The organism is Streptomyces acidicola (genome assembly GCF_009377235.1).
Taxonomy (GTDB): Bacteria; Actinomycetota; Actinomycetes; order Streptomycetales; family Streptomycetaceae; genus Streptomyces; species Streptomyces acidicola.
The window spans coordinates 1-21,312 of sequence record NZ_VMNX01000166.1; the positions used below are offsets into that span (position 1 = coordinate 1).

20 protein-coding genes are annotated in these 21,312 nt (G+C 71.0%); 15 read left to right on the top strand and 5 right to left on the bottom strand.

Annotated elements, in window-relative coordinates; all coding sequences use genetic code 11:
• From FPZ41_RS32360 to FPZ41_RS32390, 7 genes are all read left to right on the top strand, one after another.
• Positions 1–329 (top strand): hypothetical protein (locus FPZ41_RS32360; RefSeq protein WP_228023127.1); only part of this gene is annotated, 329 nt, incomplete at its 5' end.
• 66 nt (positions 330–395) lie between these two features.
• The gene (locus tag FPZ41_RS32365; protein WP_131572126.1) at positions 396–770 is read left to right on the top strand and encodes a VOC family protein; all 375 of its coding nucleotides are present in this window, start codon (positions 396–398) and stop codon (positions 768–770) included.
• A gap of 303 nt (positions 771–1,073) precedes the next feature.
• Positions 1,074–2,693, top strand: a complete 1,620-nt coding sequence (locus FPZ41_RS32370) for a peptide ABC transporter substrate-binding protein (protein ID WP_152867179.1) — start codon at positions 1,074–1,076, stop codon at positions 2,691–2,693.
• A gap of 6 nt (positions 2,694–2,699) precedes the next feature.
• Complete coding sequence (locus FPZ41_RS32375) at positions 2,700–3,623, top strand: ABC transporter permease (RefSeq protein WP_322621001.1); 924 nt, start codon at positions 2,700–2,702, stop codon at positions 3,621–3,623.
• Positions 3,616–4,617 carry an ABC transporter permease gene (locus FPZ41_RS32380; RefSeq protein WP_152867180.1) on the top strand — a complete coding sequence of 334 codons (1,002 nt, stop codon included), beginning with the start codon at positions 3,616–3,618 and terminating at the stop codon, positions 4,615–4,617. The genes FPZ41_RS32375 and FPZ41_RS32380 overlap by 8 nt, the downstream gene beginning before the upstream one ends.
• A 190-nt stretch (positions 4,618–4,807) precedes the next feature.
• Complete coding sequence (locus tag FPZ41_RS32385; RefSeq protein ID WP_152867181.1) at positions 4,808–5,782, top strand: ABC transporter ATP-binding protein; 975 nt, start codon at positions 4,808–4,810, stop codon at positions 5,780–5,782.
• Positions 5,775–6,824 carry an ABC transporter ATP-binding protein gene (locus tag FPZ41_RS32390; RefSeq protein ID WP_152867182.1) on the top strand — a complete coding sequence of 350 codons (1,050 nt, stop codon included), beginning with the start codon at positions 5,775–5,777 and terminating at the stop codon, positions 6,822–6,824. Before FPZ41_RS32385 ends, FPZ41_RS32390 begins: the two co-directional genes overlap by 8 nt.
• Before the next feature lie 239 nt (positions 6,825–7,063).
• On the opposite strand, the gene FPZ41_RS32395 is transcribed toward FPZ41_RS32390, so the two are convergent.
• Positions 7,064–9,184, bottom strand: a complete 2,121-nt coding sequence (locus FPZ41_RS32395) for a S9 family peptidase (RefSeq protein WP_152867183.1) — start codon at positions 9,182–9,184, stop codon at positions 7,064–7,066.
• Positions 9,185–9,344: 160 nt separating this feature from the next.
• Between FPZ41_RS32395 and FPZ41_RS32400 the strand changes: the two genes are divergently transcribed.
• The 4 genes from FPZ41_RS32400 to FPZ41_RS47405 all read left to right on the top strand — a co-directional run bounded on the left by FPZ41_RS32400 (position 9,345) and on the right by FPZ41_RS47405 (position 13,407).
• Positions 9,345–9,539: a hypothetical protein gene (locus FPZ41_RS32400; RefSeq protein WP_131569177.1), complete on the top strand. Its 195-nt coding sequence runs from the start codon at positions 9,345–9,347 to the stop codon at positions 9,537–9,539.
• Positions 9,540–9,629: 90 nt separating this feature from the next.
• Positions 9,630–10,571: an N-acetyl-1-D-myo-inositol-2-amino-2-deoxy-alpha-D-glucopyranoside deacetylase gene (mshB, locus tag FPZ41_RS32405; RefSeq protein WP_152867184.1), complete on the top strand. Its 942-nt coding sequence runs from the start codon at positions 9,630–9,632 to the stop codon at positions 10,569–10,571.
• Positions 10,572–10,662: 91 nt separating this feature from the next.
• Entirely contained in the window at positions 10,663–11,088 is a 426-nt protein-coding gene (locus tag FPZ41_RS32410; RefSeq protein ID WP_322621002.1) for a DUF6113 family protein, read from the top strand.
• Positions 11,089–11,247: 159 nt separating this feature from the next.
• Positions 11,248–13,407 (top strand): hypothetical protein, encoded by a 2,160-nt coding sequence (locus FPZ41_RS47405; RefSeq protein ID WP_194236283.1) that lies wholly within the window; start codon positions 11,248–11,250, stop codon positions 13,405–13,407.
• A 69-nt stretch (positions 13,408–13,476) separates the two neighbouring features.
• On the opposite strand, the gene FPZ41_RS32425 is transcribed toward FPZ41_RS47405, so the two are convergent.
• Both FPZ41_RS32425 and FPZ41_RS32430 read right to left on the bottom strand, forming a co-directional pair.
• Positions 13,477–14,328, bottom strand: a complete 852-nt coding sequence (locus tag FPZ41_RS32425; protein WP_152867191.1) for a transglutaminase family protein — start codon at positions 14,326–14,328, stop codon at positions 13,477–13,479.
• A 17-nt stretch (positions 14,329–14,345) separates the two neighbouring features.
• On the bottom strand, positions 14,346–15,392 hold the full coding sequence (locus FPZ41_RS32430; RefSeq protein WP_322621003.1) for a GNAT family N-acetyltransferase: 1,047 nt from the start codon (positions 15,390–15,392) through the stop codon (positions 14,346–14,348).
• Between the two features lie 140 nt (positions 15,393–15,532).
• Between FPZ41_RS32430 and fdxA the strand changes: the two genes are divergently transcribed.
• On the top strand, positions 15,533–15,862 hold the full coding sequence (gene fdxA, locus FPZ41_RS32435; protein WP_131569189.1) for a ferredoxin: 330 nt from the start codon (positions 15,533–15,535) through the stop codon (positions 15,860–15,862).
• 96 nt (positions 15,863–15,958) lie between these two features.
• The gene (locus FPZ41_RS32440; RefSeq protein ID WP_322621004.1) at positions 15,959–17,053 is read left to right on the top strand and encodes a bifunctional succinyldiaminopimelate transaminase/glutamate-prephenate aminotransferase; all 1,095 of its coding nucleotides are present in this window, start codon (positions 15,959–15,961) and stop codon (positions 17,051–17,053) included.
• 117 nt (positions 17,054–17,170) lie between these two features.
• Here the strand turns inward: FPZ41_RS32440 and FPZ41_RS32445 are convergent, their stop codons facing one another.
• Both FPZ41_RS32445 and FPZ41_RS32450 read right to left on the bottom strand, forming a co-directional pair.
• The gene (locus FPZ41_RS32445; protein WP_131569193.1) at positions 17,171–17,620 is read right to left on the bottom strand and encodes an ATP-binding protein; all 450 of its coding nucleotides are present in this window, start codon (positions 17,618–17,620) and stop codon (positions 17,171–17,173) included.
• 359 nt (positions 17,621–17,979) lie between these two features.
• Positions 17,980–19,029: a heavy metal transporter gene (locus FPZ41_RS32450; RefSeq protein WP_322621005.1), complete on the bottom strand. Its 1,050-nt coding sequence runs from the start codon at positions 19,027–19,029 to the stop codon at positions 17,980–17,982.
• Positions 19,030–19,169: 140 nt separating this feature from the next.
• Between FPZ41_RS32450 and dapE the strand changes: the two genes are divergently transcribed.
• Positions 19,170–20,249 carry a succinyl-diaminopimelate desuccinylase gene (gene dapE, locus FPZ41_RS32455; RefSeq protein ID WP_152867187.1) on the top strand — a complete coding sequence of 360 codons (1,080 nt, stop codon included), beginning with the start codon at positions 19,170–19,172 and terminating at the stop codon, positions 20,247–20,249.
• 120 nt (positions 20,250–20,369) lie between these two features.
• Positions 20,370–21,128 (top strand): LOG family protein, encoded by a 759-nt coding sequence (locus FPZ41_RS32460; RefSeq protein ID WP_131569198.1) that lies wholly within the window; start codon positions 20,370–20,372, stop codon positions 21,126–21,128.
• Positions 21,129–21,312: the final 184 nt, after the last annotated feature.

Below are 21,312 nucleotides of genomic sequence, written 5' to 3' on the forward strand. Positions count from 1 at the left end.
GGGGAGGAGGGTGGCGGGGAAGGGTGCGGAGGAGGAGGGTCAAGGAGGAGCGTATGGATGCCATCGCGGTCGGCTTGGCGAACCTTGGAGGTGCTGTATCCGGCCTCGGGTCTCTGGAAATAGGGGTCCTTTTGGAGGGGCCTGACAGTGTCTCATCTCCTGCGAGCGAGGTGGCCCAGCAAATGTCCTCGCTGGAAGCAAGGGTGAGTTTTGCCCATTCGAACGGCCTCCATGATGACGGTGACATGAGGGAAACGATCAAACGTGATTGTGCTGCGCTTAAAGAATTGGTCAGCGAGTTTCAGCAGGAGGCATCAAGGCATCTGTAGCGGACCTTGGAGCTCCCGCGCCAACGCTGCCCAAGCGACTACAACCGGCCTTATTGGAGGCGCCCGTTGAATCCCGTGATCCACAACATCACCTTTGACTGCACCGGAGACCCGTACGATCTCGGCCTGTTCTGGAGCGAGCTGCTTGGGCGGCCGCTGGCCGACGACGACAAACCTGGTGACCCGGAGGCCGTGATCGAGGACCCTGCCGGGGGTCCGGGCCTGTTGTTCGTCCGGGTGGGAGAGGGCAAGTCCGTCAAGAACCGGGTGCACCTCGACCTGCGTCCGCAGGGGCGCACGCGTGCGGAGGAGGTCGAGCGGGCGATCGGGCTCGGCGCCCGGCTCGTCGCGGACCACACCCGACCCGATGGCGGCGGCTGGGTACTGCTGGCCGATCCCGAGGGCAACGAGTTCTGCGTCGAGCGGGGCGAGTTGGGCTGACCCGTCAGTCAGTGCCAGTGCCAGTGCCAGTGCCAGTGCCGGTGCCAGTGCCGGTGCCGGTGCCGCTGCCGGTGCCGGTGCCGTTTCCGGCTCCGCCGTAGCAGCGGAAGGCGGAGGCCTCCACCGTCGGGGCCGCGCGCCCGAGAGCGCAGGCCGCGGCGGTGCGAGCTCGTGCGTACGTCCGGATGGCGGTGAGCCATCCCCGGACGGGTGGAGTGCGAGTGCGTCATGTGCGTGATGGGCGGATATTGACCGGTAACGGATCAATGCCCGGCGCCGCCAGCACTCACGAGGAGGCACTCCATGCGCGGAGCGACGCACGCCCGAGCGGTCGTATGCGCGGTGGCCGTTGCCCTCGTGGCGACGGCCTGCGGGGGCGGCGGCAGCGATACCGGCGCGGTGCTCAGCTCCTCCTGGGGCGACCCGCCGAACCCGCTGGAGCCGGCCAACACCAACGAGGTACAGGGCGGCAAGGTCCTGTCGATGATCTTCCGCGGTCTGAAGCAGTACGACCCGAAGACCGGCGAGGCCAAGAACATGCTCGCCGAGACGATCGACACCACGGACGGGAAGAACTACACGATCACCGTCAAGAAGGGCTGGACCTTCAGCAACGGCGAGAAGGTCACCGCCCGCTCCTTCGTGGACGCCTGGAACTACGGCGCCGGCCTGAAGAACAACCAGCGCAACGCGTACTTCTTCGAGTACATCGACGGCTACGACAAGACCCACCCGGCCGACGGCGGCAAGCAGAGCGCCGACACCCTCTCCGGGCTGAAGGTCGTCGGCGACAGGACGTTCACCGTCAGGCTCCGACAGAAGTTCTCCAGTTTCCCCGACACCCTCGGCTACAACGCGTACGCCCCGCTGCCCCGGGCGTTTTTCGACGACCGCGCCGCGTGGCTGAAGAAGCCGGTCGGCAACGGCCCGTACCGGGTCGCGTCGTACACCAGGGGCTCCCAGCTCTCCCTGCGCAGATGGGACGCCTACCCCGGCGAGGACAAGGCCCGCAACGGCGGCGTCGACCTGAAGGTGTACACCGACAACAACACCGCCTACACGGACCTGATGGCGGGCAACCTCGACCTCGTCGACGACGTCCCCGCCTCCCAGCTGCGCAACGTCCGCACCGACCTCGGTGACCGCTACATCAACGCCCCCGCCGGCATCATCCAGACCCTCGCCTTCCCGTACTACGACAAGCGGTGGGGCAGGGCCGGCATGGAGAAGGTCCGCGAGGGCCTGTCCCGGGCGATCAACCGCGACCAGATCACCCGGACCATCTTCCGGAACACCCGCACCCCGGCCGTCGACTGGACCTCACCCGTCCTCGGCAAGGAGGGCGGCTACCGTGCGGGCCCGTGCGGCACCGCCTGCGTGTACGACGCGGCGGCGGCCAAGAGGCTGATCAAGGAGGGTGGTGGCCTTCCCGGCGGACAGGTCAGGATCACCTACAACGCGGACACCGGCTCCCACCGCGAATGGGTCGACGCCGTCTGCAACTCCATCAACAACGCCCTCGGCGACGACAAAGCCTGCGTCGGCAACCCGATCGGCACCTTCGCCGACTACCGCAACCGGATCACCGACCGGAAGATGACCGGGCCCTTCCGCGCCGGCTGGCAGATGGACTACCCGCTGATCCAGAACTTCCTCCAGCCGCTGTACTACACGGGCGCCTCCTCCAACGACGGCAAGTGGTCCAACCCCGACTTCGACAGGCTCGTCGACCGGGCCAACGCCGAGACCGACGCCGCCAGGGCGGTAGAGAGGTTCCGCCAGGCCGAGGAGGTCCTGCGGACCAACATGGCCGCCATCCCGCTCTGGTACCAGAACGGAAACGCGGGCTACTCGCAGCGGCTCTCGAACGTGGCGCTGAACCCGTTCAGCGTCCCGGTCTACGACCAGATCAAGGTCGGCTGACCGGCCGTGGGACCGTATGTCGTCCGGCGGCTGCTGCAGATGGTGCCCGTCTTCGCCGGGGCCACCCTGCTGATCTTCCTGATGGTCAACGTGATGGGCGACCCCGTCGCGGGCCTGTGCGGCGAGCGGCAGTGCGACCCGGCGACGGCCGCCCGGCTGAAGCAGGAGTTCGGCCTCGACCAGCCCGTCTGGCAGCAGTACCTGACCTACATGGGCAACGTCTTCACCGGTGACTTCGGTACCGCGTTCAACGGGCAGAAGGTCACCGAACTGATGGCGACGTCCTTCCCGGTCACCCTCCGGCTGACGATCGTCGCGATCCTCTTCGAGATCGCCATCGGGGTCACCCTGGGCGTGGCCATGGGCCTGCGCCGCGGCCGGCCCGTCGACACGGGCGTCCTGCTCGTCACCCTCGTCGTCATCTCCGTCCCGACCTTCGTCACCGGCCTGCTGCTCCAGCTGCTGCTCGGCGTCGAGTGGGGCTGGATCAAGCCGTCGGTGTCGTGGCAGGCCGGCTTCGACGAACTGATCGTGCCCGGTCTGGTGCTGGCGTCCGTGTCGCTCGCGTACGTGACCCGGCTGACCAGGACGTCGATCGCCGAGAACGCCCGCGCCGACTACGTCCGTACGGCCGTCGCCAAGGGTCTGCCCCGGCACCGGGTGATTGTCCGGCACCTGCTGCGCAACTCCCTCATCCCCGTGGTCACCTTCATCGGCGCCGATGTCGGCTTCCTCATGGGCGGCGCGATCGTCACCGAGCGGATCTTCAACATCCACGGCGTCGGCTACCAGCTCTACCAGGGCATCCTCCGCCAGAGCACCCAGACCGTCGTCGGCTTCGTGACCGTCCTCGTCCTGGTCTTCCTGGTCGCCAACCTGCTCGTCGACCTCCTGTACGCCGTACTCGACCCGAGGATCCGCTATGCCTGAGCCTCAGCCCCTGGAGCCGTCGTCGTACGTCCCGGGCGGGACCGCGGAACTCGTCCCGGCCGACGCGGAGATCCTCCGGACGGGTCCGGGCGGCAGGGGTCCGCGAGGCCCGGACACCACGGCCGCCCCCTCGGTCGCCGCCGAGGAGCGGGTGCGCAGCCTGTGGTCCGACGCGTGGCACGACCTGCGCCGCAACCCGGTCTTCCTCGTCTCCGCGCTCGTCATTCTCTTCCTCGTCCTCATCGCGCTCTGGCCGCAGCTGATCGCCCCCGGCAACCCCCTCGACTGCGACCTCGCCAAGGCCCAGCAGGGACCCGGGCCCGGCCACCCGTTCGGGTTCAACGGCCAGGGCTGCGACGTCTACACGCGCACCGTCCATGGGGCGCGGACCTCGGTGACCGTCGGCGTCTGCGCCACGCTCGGGGTCGCGGTCCTGGGCTCGGTCCTCGGCGGGCTCGCCGGGTTCTTCGGCGGGGTCGGGGACGCGATCCTGTCCCGAGTCACCGACGTCTTCTTCGCGATCCCGGTCGTGCTCGGCGGTCTCGTACTGCTCTCCGTGGTGACCAGCTCGACCGTCTGGCCCGTCATCGGGTTCATGGTGCTGCTCGGCTGGCCGCAGATCTCCCGCATCGCCCGCGGCTCGGTCATCACCGCCCGGCAGAACGACTACGTCCAGGCCGCCCGCGCCCTCGGCGCCTCCCCCATGCGCATCCTGCTGCGGCACATCGCGCCCAACGCGATCGCGCCCGTCATCGTCGTGGCCACCATCGCGCTCGGCACGTACATCGCCCTGGAGGCGACCCTGTCGTACCTCGGGGTGGGGCTGAAACCGCCGAGCGTCTCCTGGGGCATCGACATCTCCGCCGCGTCCCCGTACATCCGCAACGCCCCGCACGCACTGCTCTGGCCCTCCGGTGCCCTCGCGGTCACCGTCCTCGCCTTCATCATGCTGGGCGACGCGGTGCGCGACGCCCTCGACCCGAGGCTGAGGTGACGGCGGCATGGTGCTGGAAGTGCGTGATGTGCGGGTGGGATTCGGGGCCCCGGTGCGGGATCGGGCGGGTGCCGTACGTGGCGCTGCCGGTGGTCTTCGGGTGCGCCGGCGGTCACGGTGCTCGCGTTCATCATGCTCGGCGGCGCGGGTGCGCGACGCCCTCGACCCGAAGCTGAGGTGAGCCGTCGTCATGCTGCTCGAAGTGCGTGACCTGCACGTGGAGTTCAGGACCCGGGACGGGGTGGCCAGGGCCGTCAACGGGGTCAGCTACGGCGTGGACGCGGGCGAGACGCTCGCCGTGCTCGGCGAGTCCGGCTCCGGCAAGTCGGTGACCGCGCAGGCGATCATGGGCATCCTCGACAGTCCGCCGGGCCGGATCACCGGCGGCGAGATCCTCTTCCAGGGCCGGGACCTGCTGAGACTCAAGGAGGAGGAGCGCCGGAGGATCCGCGGCGCCGAGATGGCGATGATCTTCCAGGACGCGCTGTCCGCGCTGAACCCGGTGCTGCCGGTCGGTGACCAGCTCGGCGAGATGTTCGTCGTGCACCGCGGGATGTCGAGGAAGGACGCCCGCGCGAAGGCCGTCGAGCTGATGGACCGCGTCCGCATCCCGGGTGCCGCCGCACGCGTACGGGACTATCCGCACCAGTTCTCCGGCGGTATGCGCCAGCGCATCATGATCGCCATGGCGCTGGCCCTCGAACCCGCGCTGATCATCGCCGACGAGCCCACCACCGCACTCGACGTCACCGTCCAGGCCCAGGTCATGGACCTCCTCGCCGAGCTCCAGCGCGAGCTCACCATGGGGCTCGTCCTCATCACCCACGACCTCGGCGTCGTCGCGGACGTCGCCGACCGGATCGCCGTGATGTACGCGGGCCGCATCGTCGAGTCGGCCCCCGTGCACGACCTCTACAAGGCGCCCGCCCACCCGTACACCAGGGGCCTGCTGGACTCGATCCCCCGGCTCGACCACAAGGGCCGGGAGCTCTACGCCATCAAGGGCCTGCCGCCCAGCCTCATGCACATCCCGGCCGGCTGCGCCTTCCACCCGCGCTGCACGGCGGCCCGGGACCTGTGCCGCACCGACGTACCGCCCCTGCACGAGGTCACCGGTGAGCGTGGGAGCGCCTGCCACTTCTGGAGGGAGTGCCTGGATGGCTGACACCGTGGGCGAGCCGATCCTGGAGGTCAGCGGCCTCGTCAAGCACTACCCGCTCACCCGGGGCGTCCTCCTCCGGAAACAGGTCGGCGCCGTCCGGGCCGTCGACGGGGTCGACTTCACGCTCGCGAGGGGCGAGACCCTCGGCATCGTCGGCGAGTCCGGCTGCGGCAAGTCCACGCTCGCCCGGCTGGTGGTCAACCTGGAGCGACCGACGGCCGGGACCATCACCTACCGGGGCGAGGACCTCACCAGGCTGTCCGCCAGGGCCCTCAAGGCCGTCCGGCGCAACATCCAGATGGTCTTCCAGGACCCGTACACCTCCCTCAACCCCCGGATGACCGTGGGCGACATCGTCGGGGAGCCGTACGAGATCCACCCCGAGGCGGCGCCCAAGGGCGACCGGCGCCGCAGGGTGCGGGAACTGCTGGACGTGGTCGGGCTCAACCCCGAGCACATCAACCGGTATCCGCACCAGTTCTCCGGAGGCCAGCGCCAACGCATCGGCATCGCACGGGGGCTGGCGCTGCGGCCCGAGATCATCGTGGCCGACGAGCCGGTCTCGGCGCTCGACGTGTCCGTGCAGGCGCAGGTCGTCAACCTGATGGAGCGCCTGCAGGGCGAGTTCGGGCTGAGTTACGTCGTCATCGCCCACGACCTGTCGATCGTGCGGCACATCTCCGACCGGGTCGCGGTGATGTACCTCGGGCGGATCGTGGAGACCGGCCGGGACACCGAGATCTACGACCACGCCACGCACCCCTACACCCAGGCCCTGCTCTCCGCCGTGCCCGTGCCGGACCCCGGGGCGCGGGAGCACCGGAAGAGGATCATCCTCTCCGGGGACGTGCCCTCCCCGACCGCCGTCCCGTCCGGCTGCCGCTTCCGCCCCCGCTGCTGGAAGGCCCGGGAGCGGTGCGAGACGAAGATGCCGCCGCTGGCCGTACCCGCCGGGTTCCGGTCCGCCGCCGGGCCCGCCGCGCACGACTCGGCCTGCCATTTCGCCGAGGAGAAGCACGACGAGCACGTGTACGGCCCGAAATAGCCGCACAAATGGGTACCAAGTTCGTTAACACGCAAGCAACTTCACGGAAGCGGCACCGATATACGGACGGGCCAGTCTGTACAGCGTACGGCCGTGCGGGTGCCGTGAACGGGCCGGGGCGCGCCATGTCGCCCCGGCCCGTTTTTTGCGCCTAAGCCGGCGCCGCTCTCGCGGGCCTGGCTGGTCTCTCGTCGTGGTTCCTCAATTGATGGTTGCGGTGTTCTGGGGGGTTTCGCTGCTCAGCTCAGGTTCAGAGCGCGCCGGAGGAAGTCCAGCTGGAGCAGCAGCAGGTTCTCCGCGACTGCCTCCTGGGGGGTCATGTGCGTGACTCCGGAGAGCGGGAGGACCTCGTGGGGGCGGCCGGCGGCCAGCAGGGCCGAGGACAGCCGCAGGGAGTGGGCCACCACCACGTTGTCGTCGGCCAGACCGTGGACGATCATCATGGGCCGGTTCGGCTCCGCGGCGCCCACCAGGCCGGAGTCGTCGATCAGTGAGTTCTGCGCGTACACCTCCGGCTGCTCGCCGGGGTGGCCGATGTAGCGCTCCTGGTAGTGGGTGTCGTACAGGCGCAGATCGGTGACCGGCGCCCCGACGATCCCCGCGTGGAAGACATCGGGGCGGCGCAGCACCGCGAGGCCCGCCAGATAGCCGCCGAAGGACCAGCCGCGGATGGCGACCCGTGTGAGGTCGAGCGGGAAGTCGGCGGCCAGGGCCTGGAGGGCGTCCACCTGGTCCTGGAGCACGACCGCCGCGAGGTCGTCCTTGATCGCCTTCTCCCACGAGGGGGAACGTCCCGGCGTCCCCCGCCCGTCCGCGACGATCACCGCGAAACCCTGGTCGGCGAACCACTGCGAGGTCAGATGCGGATTGTGCGCGGCGAGGACCCGCTGACCGTGCGGACCGCCGTACGGATCCATGAGGACGGGCAGGGGAGTGTCACCGGGGTAGTCCGTAGGCATAAGTACGGCGCACGGTACGCGGCGTGCGCCCCCTTGTGTCAGCGTCACGCGCGGGGACAGACCGGGATGTTCCGCATAAGAGGGGACCGTCGCCACTTGCTTGCCGTCCCGCAGCAGCTGCACCTTGGTACCCGGCTGGTCCGGTACCGCCGAGGTCAGGACGGTCACTCCGCCCGCCCGCGCCGCCGAGTGCACACCCGGCTCCTGCGACAGGCGCTCCACACCCAGCTCGTTCACCCGGTACACATGGATCTGGCCGATCTCGGGGTCGTCGGCCGTCCCGCCCGCCGATGCCGAGACCAGCACGTCCTCGTCCGCCACGTCGAGCACCGCGCGGACGTGGAGCGCCGCACTCGTGAGCGGCCGGTCGCCCACCGCGAGCACCCGGGCGCCGCCTTCGTCGACGATGCGGACGAGCTGCCCGGAGGGCGTCCAGGCCGGCACTCCGGGGAAAAGATCAAGCCAATGTAGATCTTCGTCCGCGTGCACCATCCGAGTCGTCCCGGAGTCGGGGTCCACGGCCAGGAACAGCTGGCTGCGCTGGTTGCGGGCCTGCACCAGGATCAACGGCGCACCCGCCGCTGACCAGTGCACACGCGCCAGATACGGGTAGCGCTTCCGGTCCCAGAGCACCTCCGTACGCACCCCGGCGAGGTCCACGACGAAGAGCCGTACGTCCGCGTTGTCCGTGCCCGCCGCCGGGTACGCGACCTCCTGCGGCGCCCGGTCCGGATGCGCCGGATCGGAGATCCACCAGCGCTTCACCGGCGTGTCGTCCACGCGCGACACGAGCAGCCGGTCCGAGTCCGGCGACCACCAGAAGCCGCGCGAACGCCCCATCTCCTCGGCCGCGATGAACTCGGCCAGCCCGTGCGTGACGTTCTCCGCTCCCTCCTCGGTGAGCGCCAGGTCGTTCCCGCCCTCCGCATCCACGACGCGCAGGGCGCCCCGCGCCACGTACGCGACGTACCGGCCGTCGGGAGAGGGGCGCGGGTCGATCACCGGGCCGGGGACGTCCAGCTCACGGGCCGTCCCGGCACGCAGCTCGGCCACGAAAAGCCGCCCTGACAAGGCAAAGGAGACCAGCTCGACGGCCCTGTCGGTGGCGTAGCCGACGATGCCGGCGCCGCCCTCGCGGCTGCGTTCGCGGCGCGCCCGCTCCTCGGCGGGCAGTTCCTCCGAGGCGCCGCCCAGGAGGGCACCCGGATCGGCGGCGATGCGTTCCTCGCCGTCCGTCATGTCGTACACCCACAGCTTGTTCGCGCGGTCGGTGCCGGAGGCCGACCGCAGGAACACCACACGGGAACCGTCGGGTGCGATGGCGAACGCACGCGGCGCGCCGAGGGTGAAACGCTGGGTGCGGGCCTGCCGGCGGGGGAAGGATTCGGGCTCGGTCGTCATGACCCGACCATATTGGCCATGCGCCCCCTTGTGCGGCTGTGCGCCGATCGATGCGCGCGCACCGATAGTTATGATCACTACCGCCAAGTGGGTATGAACCCGCTGGCTGCTGTGTCGATTTACATATTCCGGTGCTCTGTTCTATAGGAGGTGAGCCGCCGTGGCACTCTCGATTTCGGCGGTGGTGCTGCTGGCGATCATCGTCTTCCTACTGATCAAGAAATCGGGGTTGAAGGGCGGTCACGCGGCCGTCTGCATCCTCCTCGGCTTCTACCTCGCCTCTTCCACCATCGCTCCGACGATCAGCGAGCTCACGACCAACATCGCCGGCATGATCGGCAGCATCAAGTTCTGACTCCGGGCACGCCCCGCGCCACCACCGCCTCGACCCTGTGAATGGTCCGGGCCCGCCGTGGCGCGGGGCGTCGCCTCGTAGGGTGGGCCCATGAGCGATCTGCCCGCCCGTCGTCTGCTCCTTGTGCACGCACATCCGGACGACGAGTCGATCAACAACGGCGCCACCATGGCCAAGTACACGGCCGAGGGTGCCCAGGTGACGCTGGTGACCTGCACGCGCGGCGAGGAGGGCGAGGTCATACCGCCTCACCTGGCCCATCTCGCGCCCGACCGCGACAACGCGCTGGGCCCGTACCGCGAGGGTGAGCTGGCCGAGGCCATGAAGCAGCTCGGCGTCATCGACCACCGCTTCCTCGGTGGCCCCGGGCGTTTCCACGACTCCGGGATGATGGGGGTCGAGCAGAACGACCGCGAGAGCGCCTTCTGGGCCGCCGACGTCGACGAGGCCGCGGCCCTGCTCGTCGAGGTGATCCGCGAGGTCCGCCCCCAGGTCCTCGTCACCTACGACCCGAACGGTGGCTACGGCCACCCCGACCACATCCAGACCCACCGCGTCGCCATGCGCGCCGCCGATCTCGCCGCCGGCCCCGGCTTCCGTACGGACCTGGGCGAACCCTGGGAGATCGCCAAGGTCTACTGGAACCGGGTGCCACGCTCCGTGGCCGTCGAGGGCTTCGCCCGGCTGCGCGACGCGCTCGCCGAGCCCGGTCGGCTGCCCTTCACCAAGGCCGCTGCCGTCATCGACGTCCCCGGAGTCGTCGACGACTGGATTGTCACCACCGAGATCGACGGCGCGGCCTTCGCCGCCGCAAAGGCCGCGGCCATGCGGGCGCACGCCACCCAGATCACGGTCGCCGAGCCCTTCTTCGAGCTCTCCAACGAGCTGGCGCAGCCCCTTTTCAGCACCGAGTACTACGAGTTGGTACGCGGCGGACACGAAGGGGGCGGACGGGAGACAGACTTGTTCGAGGGTGTCGAAGGCGTCGAGGGGAACGTTTCGGCGCCGGAACAGAACGGAGCGGCCCTCTGATGCGTACGACTGGGTATGACGGATGCATGGGGCGCACGTGGCGTACGTGCCGTACGGCCGGTGCCGGAAAGACGGGTGCGCGGTGAAGGCGGTGGGACCGCAGGGACGGGGCGCGCAAGGCAGCGCGCTCGCAGAGCCGTTGACGATGCCCCCGGCCGGGCGGGTCGCCGCCTACGTGGGGCTCCTGCTGCTCGGTGCCGTGGTCGGAGCGGCCGGGTCACTGGTGCAGTCGGCCTGGGTCCCGGCCGGAGTGCTGCTCGCGCTGCTGGGTGCGGTCGGGCTCTTCCGGGGCGGCGCGTACGCGATGGGCACCAGGGCCGGGGCCGTGGCGCCCGCGGCCGGCTGGATGATCTCCGTCATCCTCCTCACCGCCACCCGTCCCGAAGGGGACTTCCTCTTCGCCGCGGGAGTCGTCTCGTATCTCTTCCTGCTGGGCGGCATGGCGGTCGCTGTGATGTGTGCCACGCTTGGCCCGGGGCGGCAACCGAACGACCCCGGTGCCCGACTTGCCAAGTGACGTACCACTTCGCCACTGAGCGTCGGTGGAGGGCCGGTGTGGGTTTCCCCGGCGGTCGTGGGATACGGGCGAGAAGTGGCCAGTATGGTGGTGCGCGCCGCCGAGCTGCCCGACGTGTGAGGTCGTCGCGGGCGGCGAAGCCGATCGGGAGAACCTGCCTTGAGTCGTGAAACTGACACTTCGTCCTCCGGGCCCAACGGGCATGGAGGAGCCGCATACCCGTCGGGGACCCCGCCGTACGGGACCCCCATGGCTTCCGATGGCGCCGGTGACCCGGGCCGTTCGACGGCGGGCACGCGGCCGGAGGATCGCAAGAACGAGACCACGCAGACCACGCTGACCACGCGTGTTCGCATCAACATCCCCGGATCGCGCCCCATCCCGCCGGTCGTCGTCCGCACCCCGGTGGCGGAGACCGAACCCGCGCAGGACGAGACGGTCAGCGAGTCGGAGTCCACGGGCACCACGAGCATGCCCGTGTTCACGGACACCCCTGCGCCCTCACCGGAGCCTGCCGCGCCTGCCGACGGGAAGACCAGCGACTGGTTTGCGCCACGCAGGCCCGGCGCGGCCAAGGCCGGTTCGGGCGGCGGCGCCACCAACGGGGCCGGTCTTCCGACGGGTTGGAGCGCGGGGCCCACGGGTGCTCAGGGCGGCTCGGCGAACGGATCCGGCGCGGGTGCCCCGGGCGGCACGGGCCCGCGCGCGAACGGTGCCGGGCTCCCCGGTGCCACCGGCGCCGGACCCGTGGCGCCCGGCCACGGCGGCGGCACCGGCTCCTTCGACGTGTCGGCCGCGCTGACGGCCGGCTCGCGCCCCGGAGCCAAGCCCGACGGCGGCACGGGAGGGCGCGACGACCTGCCGTACTTCGCGGACAGCGGCACGACGGGCCGGGGCGACGGGCGCGGGCCCGCGGGAACGGGCGGGCCGAGCGGTCCCACCGGCGGCCCGGTCACCGGCGTCGGGGCAATGTCACCGCCCCCCGGTTCCGGCCCCGGCCCCGGCGGAGCTCTGGGCGTCGCCCCCGGCGGGCCCGGCACGGGCGCCGGACGTCCGGGCGGCGTCCCGGGCGGAGGGGCTCCCTTCGGCGGTCCCGGTCAGGACTTCTCCGCCCCCGGCGGCGGCCTCAGCGACGACACCGCGATCCTCACGCCGCAGCGCCCGGCGCCCGACCCGGGCGCCCACGGCCCCGGCGGCCCCCGGGAGAACGTCTCCGGGGACACCCTGACCAGCGGCATTCCGGTGGTCCCGCCCGGTGCCCAGAGCTCACGCTTCGGACCGGGCGCCGCCGGCGAGCAGTCGGGGCCGCACACCCCGCCGAAGCTGCCCGAGCCCACGCAGTCGACCTCGGCCGGCTCTTCGAAGCCCAAGAAGAAGGGCCGTAACAAGCTGGTGCTGCTGGGCGGCGGGCTCGTGTTCGTGGCGGCCGGCGTGTACGGCGCCGGGCTGCTCATGAACCACTCCGACGTGCCCAAGGGCACCACCGTGCTCGGCGTCGACATCGGCGGCGGCACCCGGGACGACGCCGTCAAGAAGCTCGACAAGGTCCTCGGGGACCGCACGGACAAGGCGCTCAGGCTGTCCGTCGACGGCGACACCGTGTCGCTCAGGCCGGACCAGGCGGGCCTCCAGCTCGACGCCGACGCCACCGTCGGCGCCGCCGCGCAGAGCGACTACAACCCGGTGTCGGTGATCGGCTCACTGTTCGGCCAGCAGCGGGTCATCGAGCCCGTCATGCCCGTCGACGGGGAGAAGCTGCGGGCCGCCCTGGAACGGGCCGCGGGCGGCTCCGCCTCGTCCGGCGACGGCACGATCAAGTTCGAGTCCGGCAGGGCCGTCCCCGTGTACGGCAAGGCGGGCAAGGGCATCGCCGTCGACCAGGCCACGCGGGCCGTCGAGAAGGCGTACCGCACACAGGTCGAGGCCGGCACGACCGACCCCGTGACCCTCCCCACGGCCACCAGGGAGCCGTCGGTCCCCAAGGCCGAGGTCGACCGGATGATGACGGAGTTCGCGCAGCCCGCGATGTCCGGCATAGTCACGGTCAAGGCGGGTGCGGCGGAGGTCAGGTTCAGCCCGGAGAACTCGCTGTGGAAGTTCCTCGGAGTGAAGGCCCAGGACGGAAAGCTCGTCGAGTTCTACGACAGGCCCGCGCTGAAGGAACTGTACGGCGGAACCTTCGACGGCGTACTGATCACGCGAGGCAACGGCGAGAAGACCCCGGTCACGCCCGAGGACGTGATCGGCGCCCTGCGTCCGGCCCTCCTCGGCAAGACGCCGGCGGAGCGCACGGCCGTGATCGAGACGAACCCGAGCTGACCGCCTGATCGTCACGTCACTGGAGGGCACCCGGTTCCGACCGGGTGCCCTCAGCCTCGTTCCCCCGTCTTAGTTGAGCATCGCCCGCGCCGCCCGTGCCTGCCCGCGTACCCGGTCGGCGGCCGGTTCGTCGACGGCCGAGACGACATCGGCGTACGCGTCGAGTTCGGCGGCGCCCCGTAGGTAGTCGCCGCGCCGGACGAGGAGCTGGGCGTGCTCGTGGCGCAGACGGGCGGAGTGGGAGGGCAGGAGGAGGGAGAGCTCCACGGCCCACAGCGAGACGTCCGTCCGTTCGGGGCGGGCTGCAGCCCAGGCGCGGATGTTGTTGAGGACACGCTGCACCACGTCGAGCGGGGCGGCGGGCTCCAGCATCGCCGGATCGAGCGTCGCGCCCGTGGTCCCCTGGACCAGCAGCTCCGCGTCCCCACCGGTCAGGACGCGCCCTGCGTTGAACGGATCGGCCAGCACCTGTTCCTCCGGGGGCCCGAAACCCACGACGAAGTGCCCGGGCAGGGCGACTCCGTAGACGGGCGCGCCCGCTCGCCGTGCGACCTCCATCCACACCACCGAGAGCAGGATGGGCAGCCCGCGCCGCCGCCGCAGCACCTCGTGCAGGAACGAGGACTCCAGCCGCCCGTAGTCGCCGGGCGAGCCGTGGAACCCGTGGCGCCCGCCGAGCAGTTCGGCCAGCGCCTCGGCCCAGGAAGCGGCGCCGCCGGGGCGGAACGGCACCTGACCGGCCAGCCGGTCCAGCTCGATCTGCGCCGCGTCCTCCCCGGCCTCGTCCAGCGTTCCGTCACCGGCTGCCCCCACCAGCAGGCACAGCGCCGCGAGATCCGGCCGCTCGGCCCGCGCCTCCTCCCCGAACCGACGCCGCACCTCGGCGGCCCGCTCCGGCTCCGGAGGCCGTGGGGCACCCATGTCCGACTCGTGCCCGGTCACGGCGATCGGTACGACTCGTCGGCGGGACCGCCGGTGCCGGCACCGGGCACATCCGGCTCCCGATAGTGGTGGTACGCGTGGTGCGCCCCGAAGCCCATCGCCGCGTACAGCGTCCGCGCCCCGACGTTGTCCGTCTCCACCTGGAGCCAGCCGGCTGAGGCGCCCTCGTCCAGGGCCTGGCGGGCGAGGGCGGTCATGACGGCGGTGGCGAGGCCCTGACGGCGACGGGACGGATCGACCTCCACCGCCGAGAAACCCGCCCAGCGGCCGTCCACCACGCACCGCCCGATGGCCGCCGGAGGCGCGCCCGCCGGTCCCGGCACCGTCGCGAACCACACCGAGGGCCCACTCCCTAGTACTGCCAGCGCGACCTCGCTCACCCCTCTACGCTGGTAGCGGCTCAGCCACGCCTCGTCCGCCACCCGCGACAGCACGACCCCGCCGGGCAGATCATGGTCGGCCACGGGCGCCAGCGACCCCATCCACAGCTCGGCCGTCACCTCCCGCGTCCAGCCCCGCCGCTCCAGCTCCGCGCACAGCGGCTCGTGTGTGCCCTCGGCGCCGGTGGCGAGCTGCAGGTAGGCAGGGAGCCCACGGGCCGCGTACCAGGACCGTATGTACGCCAGCGCCTCGTCCAGCGGCAGGCCTGGATCGCCCACCGGCAGCACGGAGTTGGCGCGCCGCGTGAATCCGGAGGCGGCCCGCAGCTCCCACTCGCCGAGCCGCTCCCGCTCCACCGGCTGCCAGCCCCGCGCGGCCACCCGCGCCAGTTCCTTGTACGAGGCCGCGGGCCCCCGCCGGCGCGCCCGAGCAGCGGGGACGACCTTGCCCGCCACCAGCGACGACGCCGCGATCCGCACCCGCTCACCGGTCCGGCGCCTGATCACCAGCACGCCGTCGTCCCATGATGTGAGAACGCCCACCGTGTCGGTGAACTTCTCACCCTTGGGCGCATCTTCGTCAAGTTGCCGTACCGAGACGCGTTTGCCCACGTCAGCAGTGGTGACACGGACTTCGAGTCGTCCGCCGGCAGAGAATTCCACGGGTCGGTCCACCCCTCCTGTTCGGATCATGCCCCAGAACGGAGATACTAGGTGCGGGCATCGACGACGCCGCGCTCCCGCGCGCCAGGCGGCGGAGCCTGAAGAGGCCCGCCAGCGCCCTATCGAGGAGGAACGACAGCGTGACCTACGTCATCGCAGAGCCTTGTGTCGACGTCAAGGACAAGGCGTGCATCGAGGAGTGCCCGGTCGACTGCATCTATGAGGGGCAGCGGTCCCTCTACATCCACCCGGACGAATGCGTCGACTGTGGTGCCTGCGAACCGGTCTGCCCGGTCGAGGCGATCTTCTACGAGGATGACACCCCGGAGGAGTGGAAGGACTACTACAAGGCGAACGTCGAGTTCTTCGACGAGCTGGGTTCCCCCGGTGGCGCGAGCAAGCTGGGGCTGATCGAGCGTGACCACCCCTTCATCGCGGGCCTGCCCCCGATGAACCAGGAAGAGAACTGAGCGGCCTCACCCGCGCAACCTCGGTCCCGTACGGCCCGATCGCCCTGATCGCCGTACGGGACCGAGGCGTACGTTCGAGAAAGTGAGCCAGATCCCGTGTCCGCAGTCTCCGACCGCCTCCCCACGTTCCCCTGGGACAAGCTGGAGCCGTACAAGGCGACGGCCAAAGCTCACCCGGGCGGCATCGTCGACCTCTCCGTCGGCACCCCCGTGGATCCGGTACCCGACCTGATCCAGAAGGCGTTGGTCGCCGCGGCCGACTCCCCTGGTTACCCGACCGTCTGGGGCACCCCCGAGCTGCGGAACGCGATCACGGGCTGGGTGGAGCGCCGCCTCGGTGCCCGCGAGGTCACCCACCGCCACGTCCTGCCGATCGTCGGCTCGAAGGAACTCGTCGCCTGGCTGCCCACGCAACTGGGCCTCGGCCCGGGCGACCGGGTCGCCTACCCGCGGCTGGCCTACCCGACGTACGAGGTGGGCGCCCGCCTCGCCCGCGCCGACTATGTCGCGTACGACGACCCCACCGAGCTGGACCCGGCCGGCCTCAAGCTCCTGTGGCTGAACTCGCCCTCGAACCCCACGGGCCGGGTGCTCGGCAAGGACGAGCTGACCCGCATCGTCGCCTGGGCCCGCGAACACGGCATCCTCGTCTTCTCCGACGAGTGCTACATCGAGCTGGGCTGGGAGGCCGACCCCGTCAGCGTCCTGCACCCGGACGTCTGCGGCGGCTCGTACGAGGGCATCGTCTCGGTCCACTCCCTCTCCAAGCGGTCGAACCTGGCGGGCTACCGCGCGGCCTTCCTGGCCGGCGACCCCGCGGTCCTCGGCCCGCTGCTGGAGATCCGCAAGCACGGCGGCATGATGACGGCCGCGCCGACCCAGGCGGCCGTGGTCGCGGCCCTCGGCGACGACGCACACGTCCACGAGCAGCGGGAGCGGTATGCGGCCCGCCGCGCCCTCCTCCGCGACGCCCTGCTGAAGCACGGCTTCCGTATCGAGCACAGCGAGGCCAGCCTCTATCTGTGGGCGACCCGCGACGAGTCCTGCTGGGACACGGTGGCTCACCTCGCGGAGCGCGGAATCCTGGTCGCGCCCGGCGACTTCTACGGTCCCGCGGGCGACCGGTTCGTTCGCGTCGCGCTGACGGCGACGGACGAGCGGGTGGCGGCGGCGGTGGAGCGGCTCCGCTGAACGCGGACTGAACGCCCACTGGGCACCGCACGCAGGAACCGGACAGCGAAGGAGGGGCCGGGGAACGAAACGTTCCCCGGCCCCTCCTCATCTCCGTACCGGTCCGCCTGCCGCCCGTCAGCCGAGCGGCAGGCCGCCCTTCAGGGGCGTGGCCTTGGTCGGCAGGGTGTTGCCCTTGCCGACGGGGCCGGTGGGCAGGCTGCTGCCCGCCGCCTTCGCGGTTTCGCCGAGGAGGCCGCCGGCCTCGCCCGCAGCGACCCCGGCCGTCTTCTGGGCGGCGGGCGCCACGGTCTTGGCCACCTTGCCACCGGTCTTGCCGGCGGCCGGCACGGCCTTGTTCACGGCTTTGCCTCCGGTCTTGCCCGCGAGCTTGGTGACGTTCTGCGCCGCGTCGTCGGCGGTGTTGCCGACGCTCGCCCCGTCAAGGGTGGACAGTCCGCCGAGGTTGGGGGTGGCCGGAAGTTCGGGCGCCGCGCTCGCGGAGCCGGCCGCACCGACCACGGAGGCCGCTCCCGCTGCGGTGAGCAGCGCGGCACGGGCGATCCGGTGGGTCAGGGGGAGGGACATGGTGCTCCTTTGACGGGAGGGAACGTTGACGTGTCCGCCCGTTCCCAGGGGCTGAGCGGCTGACTCGCCGATCGACCCTTGATCGTCCGGGCTCGGACGCAGTGACTACCGCTCGAAGGCCCTGAAGGTTGCGGCTGCGCCACGTAAAGAATTGGCAATGTGTCGCATTATCGGATGCGGATGAAAACGGGCAAAGAGAATCCCGCGCGAAAGTCGGGGGAATCCTCAGAGCCCTTTGTTCCCAAGGGTTCTCGCGGGTTCGCAGGGCTTCTCCCGCCGGGCCGGGTGAGGGGGCGGAAATTTGCGCACATCGTCCACCGTGCGCGCCGGACATACCCCCCGAGGGTGACAGTCGGCCACTACTGTCCAGTGACGATTCGAACTTCCGAGAGGCCTGCCCGCCCACTGTCTGCGCCGCCGCCCGCGCCGCCGTCCGCCGGTGTGCGCCACGCGCCCGCCCTGCCACCGGCGACCCACTCCCGGCCCGCGTACGCGACGCGCTCGATGTGCAGCTCCGAGGAGTTGGCCACGGCCCAGTGCGCGAGCTCCCAGCCGCGGCGCCGGACCGAGGCCTCGGAGGCGGCGCCGGAGCCGGCGTCGGACCGCACGGGGATGGTGACGGTGGGGGCCGTGGGCGACGGAGCGGCGGCGGTACCGGAGGCGTTCGCGGACTCGGAGGCGGACCCGGCGGTGCTCGTGGACTCAGTGGCGCCGGCGGAATCCCTGGACCGCATCTCCGTCGCGGCCGACTGGAGCACGCCGCGGCCGAAGTCCCGTACGAGCGCGGCCCGCACCGCGTCCGGGCCGCCGTTCGGGGTCGCGCCGGGGCGACCCTCGCAGGTGAGGGTGGCCGCGGCGCGGCCGGTCAGCGCGGCGGCCAGCAGCGTGGCGTCCGGCTCGTGCTTCGCGTACGCGTCCGGGAAGCCGCTGCGCTGCACGCGCTGGGCTGCGACGGTCAGCGGCAGCCGCGTGTAGTCGGGCACCTTGGCGAGGTGCTCGTAGAACTCGCCCGCCGAGTACGTCGGGTCCATGATCTGTTTCTCGGTGCCCCAGCCCTGTGACGGGCGCTGCTGGAACAGGCCCAGCGAATCCCGGTCGCCGTGGGTGATGTTGCGCAGCGCCGACTCCTGCAGCGCGGTCGCGAGGGCGATGGCCACGGCCCGCTCGGGCATCCCGCGCGAGGTGCCCACGGCCGAGATCGTCGCGGCGTTCGTGGCCTGCTCCGGCGTGAACTCGTACGACGCGCCGTCGCCCTTCCCCGACACCACCTGGCACCGCGGGGCACCGGTGCCGCCGGTGAGGTACTGCACCGCCAGGTATCCCGCGAGGGAGACAAGGACGACGAGGGCCGACCCGCGGCGCAGGAGGCGCCCACGGCGACGGCGAGAAGGAGGGGACGGTTCTGACACGCCTCCGAATTTATCGGAGACGCTTGTGGCCCACTGGTGCGTCTGTGATCAGAGGGGCGCGGGTGGCGAGATCCGGACACGGAACGGCGTATTCCGGTGGGCGGTCGGCGCGGGTCCCGGGTGGCGTTAGGGTCGTCGGCATGGCCGACACCCCGCTTGACCTCACGCTGGACGCCGCGCGGCTGACCGCGCAGCTCGTCGACTTCCCCTCCGAGAGCGGCAGCGAGAAGCCCCTCGCGGACGCGATCGAGGGCGCGCTGCGCGCCCTGCCGCACCTGACGGTCGACCGGTACGGCAACAACGTCGTGGCCCGTACGCACCTGGGCCGTGCCGAGCGCGTGATCCTCGCCGGACACATCGACACGGTCCCCATCGCGGACAACGTGCCGTCACGGCTGGACGAGGACGGTGTGCTGTGGGGCTGCGGTACGTGCGACATGAAGTCGGGGGTGGCGGTCCAGCTGCGGATCGCCGCCACGGTCCCGGAGCCGAACCGCGATGTGACCTTCGTCTTCTACGACAACGAAGAGGTCGCCGCACATCTGAACGGCCTGAAGCATGTGGCGGAAGCCCACCCGGAGTGGCTGGAGGGCGATTTCGCGGTCCTCCTGGAACCCTCGGACGGCCAGGTCGAGGGCGGTTGCCAGGGCACGCTGAGGGTGCTGCTGAAGACGAAGGGCGAGCGAGCGCACTCGGCGCGCGGCTGGATGGGCTCCAACGCCATCCACGCGGCGGCCCCGATCCTGGCGCGGCTGGCGGCGTACGAGCCGCGCTACCCGGTGATCGACGGCCTGGAGTACCGGGAGGGCCTGAACGCGGTCGGCATCTCGGGCGGTGTGGCCGGCAACGTGATCCCCGACGAGTGCGTGGTCACGGTCAACTTCCGCTACGCGCCGGACCGTACGGAGGCGGAGGCGCTGGCCCATGTCCGCGAGGTCTTCGCGGACTGCGGGGTGGAGGAGTTCGTGGTGGACGACCACAGTGGTGCGGCGCTGCCCGGTCTGTCCCACCCGGCGGCCGCGGCCTTCATCGAGTCGGTCGGCGGCACCCCGCAGCCCAAGTACGGCTGGACGGACGTGTCCCGCTTCAGCGCGCTCGGCGTCCCCGCCGTCAACTACGGCCCGGGCAACCCGCACCTCGCCCACAAGCGCGATGAGCGGGTGGAGACGGCGAAGATCCTCGCGGGGGAGGAGCGCCTGAGGGAGTGGCTGACGTCCTGACCACGCCGCGGCGTACCGATCGCCGTGGTGGTTCATGGCGGACATGCCCAGGTCCCCCGTCCGTAACCCGCGTGGATCTACGCTGAGGCGGAACGACCTGGCACGACGGAGGGAGCGCACATGGCTACCGGTAACCCGGAGGGCAAGAAGCAGCCACCGGAGGAGCAGCGGTTGGGTCCCGTGCTGCGCAGGCGCGGTCAGGTGCAGGCGAGCACGACGGACCAGCGGCTGCTGGACGCGGGCGGACCCTCCGACTGGGTTCACACCGATCCCTGGCGGGTCCTGCGCATCCAGTCGGAGTTCATCGAGGGCTTCGGCACACTGGCGGAGCTCCCACCCGCGATCAGCGTGTTCGGCTCCGCGCGGACTCCGGCGGACTCTCCCGAGTACGAGGCGGGAGTCGCCCTCGGGCGAGGCCTTGTCGACGCGGGCTTCGCCGTCATCACCGGTGGCGGTCCGGGCGCCATGGAGGCGGCCAACAAGGGGGCCGTCGAAGCGCGGGGCATCTCGGTCGGCCTCGGCATCGAGCTCCCCTTCGAACAGGGACTGAACCCCTACGTCGACATCGGCCTCAACTTCCGCTACTTCTTCGTCCGGAAGATGATGTTCGTCAAGTACGCGCAGGGATTCGTGGTCCTGCCGGGCGGGCTCGGCACCCTCGACGAACTCTTCGAGGCCCTGACCCTGGTCCAGACCCAGAAGGTCACGCGCTTCCCCATCGTCCTCTTCGGCACCGCGTACTGGGGCGGCCTCGTCGACTGGCTCCGGAACACCCTCGTCGCCCAGGGCAAGGCCTCGGAGAAGGACCTGCTCCTGTTCCACCTGACCGACGACGTGGACGAGGCGGTGGCCTTGGTGTCGAAGGAGGCGGGCCGGTAGGGGACCGCGGACCGTTCAAACGCCGGAGGGGCTGGTTTTCCAGCCCCTCCGGCGTTTGAGGAGCGGGGGCCCGGGGGCCCGCTCCCGAAACGGGGTCCGGGGCGGAGCCCCGTAATCCTGAGGTCCGGGGGTCGGCCCCGACATTGAGTCCGGGGCGGAGCCCTGGAGCTCGGGGGTCCAGGGG

Excerpts from the sequence above, each read along its gene's own strand:
- FPZ41_RS32425 (WP_152867191.1), bottom strand. The coding sequence starts at position 14,328 with ATGGGTGCCCCACGGCCTCCGGAGCCGGAGCGGGCCGCCGAGGTGCGG.
- FPZ41_RS32445 (WP_131569193.1), bottom strand. The coding sequence starts at position 17,620 with ATGTCCCTCCCCCTGACCCACCGGATCGCCCGTGCCGCGCTGCTCACC.
- mshB (WP_152867184.1), top strand. The coding sequence starts at position 9,630 with ATGAGCGATCTGCCCGCCCGTCGTCTGCTCCTTGTGCACGCACATCCG.
- dapE (WP_152867187.1), top strand. The coding sequence starts at position 19,170 with ATGGCCGACACCCCGCTTGACCTCACGCTGGACGCCGCGCGGCTGACC.
- FPZ41_RS32395 (WP_152867183.1), bottom strand. The coding sequence starts at position 9,184 with ATGACGACCGAGCCCGAATCCTTCCCCCGCCGGCAGGCCCGCACCCAG.
- FPZ41_RS32385 (WP_152867181.1), top strand. The coding sequence starts at position 4,808 with ATGCTGCTCGAAGTGCGTGACCTGCACGTGGAGTTCAGGACCCGGGAC.
- FPZ41_RS32460 (WP_131569198.1), top strand. The coding sequence starts at position 20,370 with ATGGCTACCGGTAACCCGGAGGGCAAGAAGCAGCCACCGGAGGAGCAG.
- FPZ41_RS32370 (WP_152867179.1), top strand. The coding sequence starts at position 1,074 with ATGCGCGGAGCGACGCACGCCCGAGCGGTCGTATGCGCGGTGGCCGTT.
- FPZ41_RS32380 (WP_152867180.1), top strand. The coding sequence starts at position 3,616 with ATGCCTGAGCCTCAGCCCCTGGAGCCGTCGTCGTACGTCCCGGGCGGG.
- FPZ41_RS32390 (WP_152867182.1), top strand. The coding sequence starts at position 5,775 with ATGGCTGACACCGTGGGCGAGCCGATCCTGGAGGTCAGCGGCCTCGTC.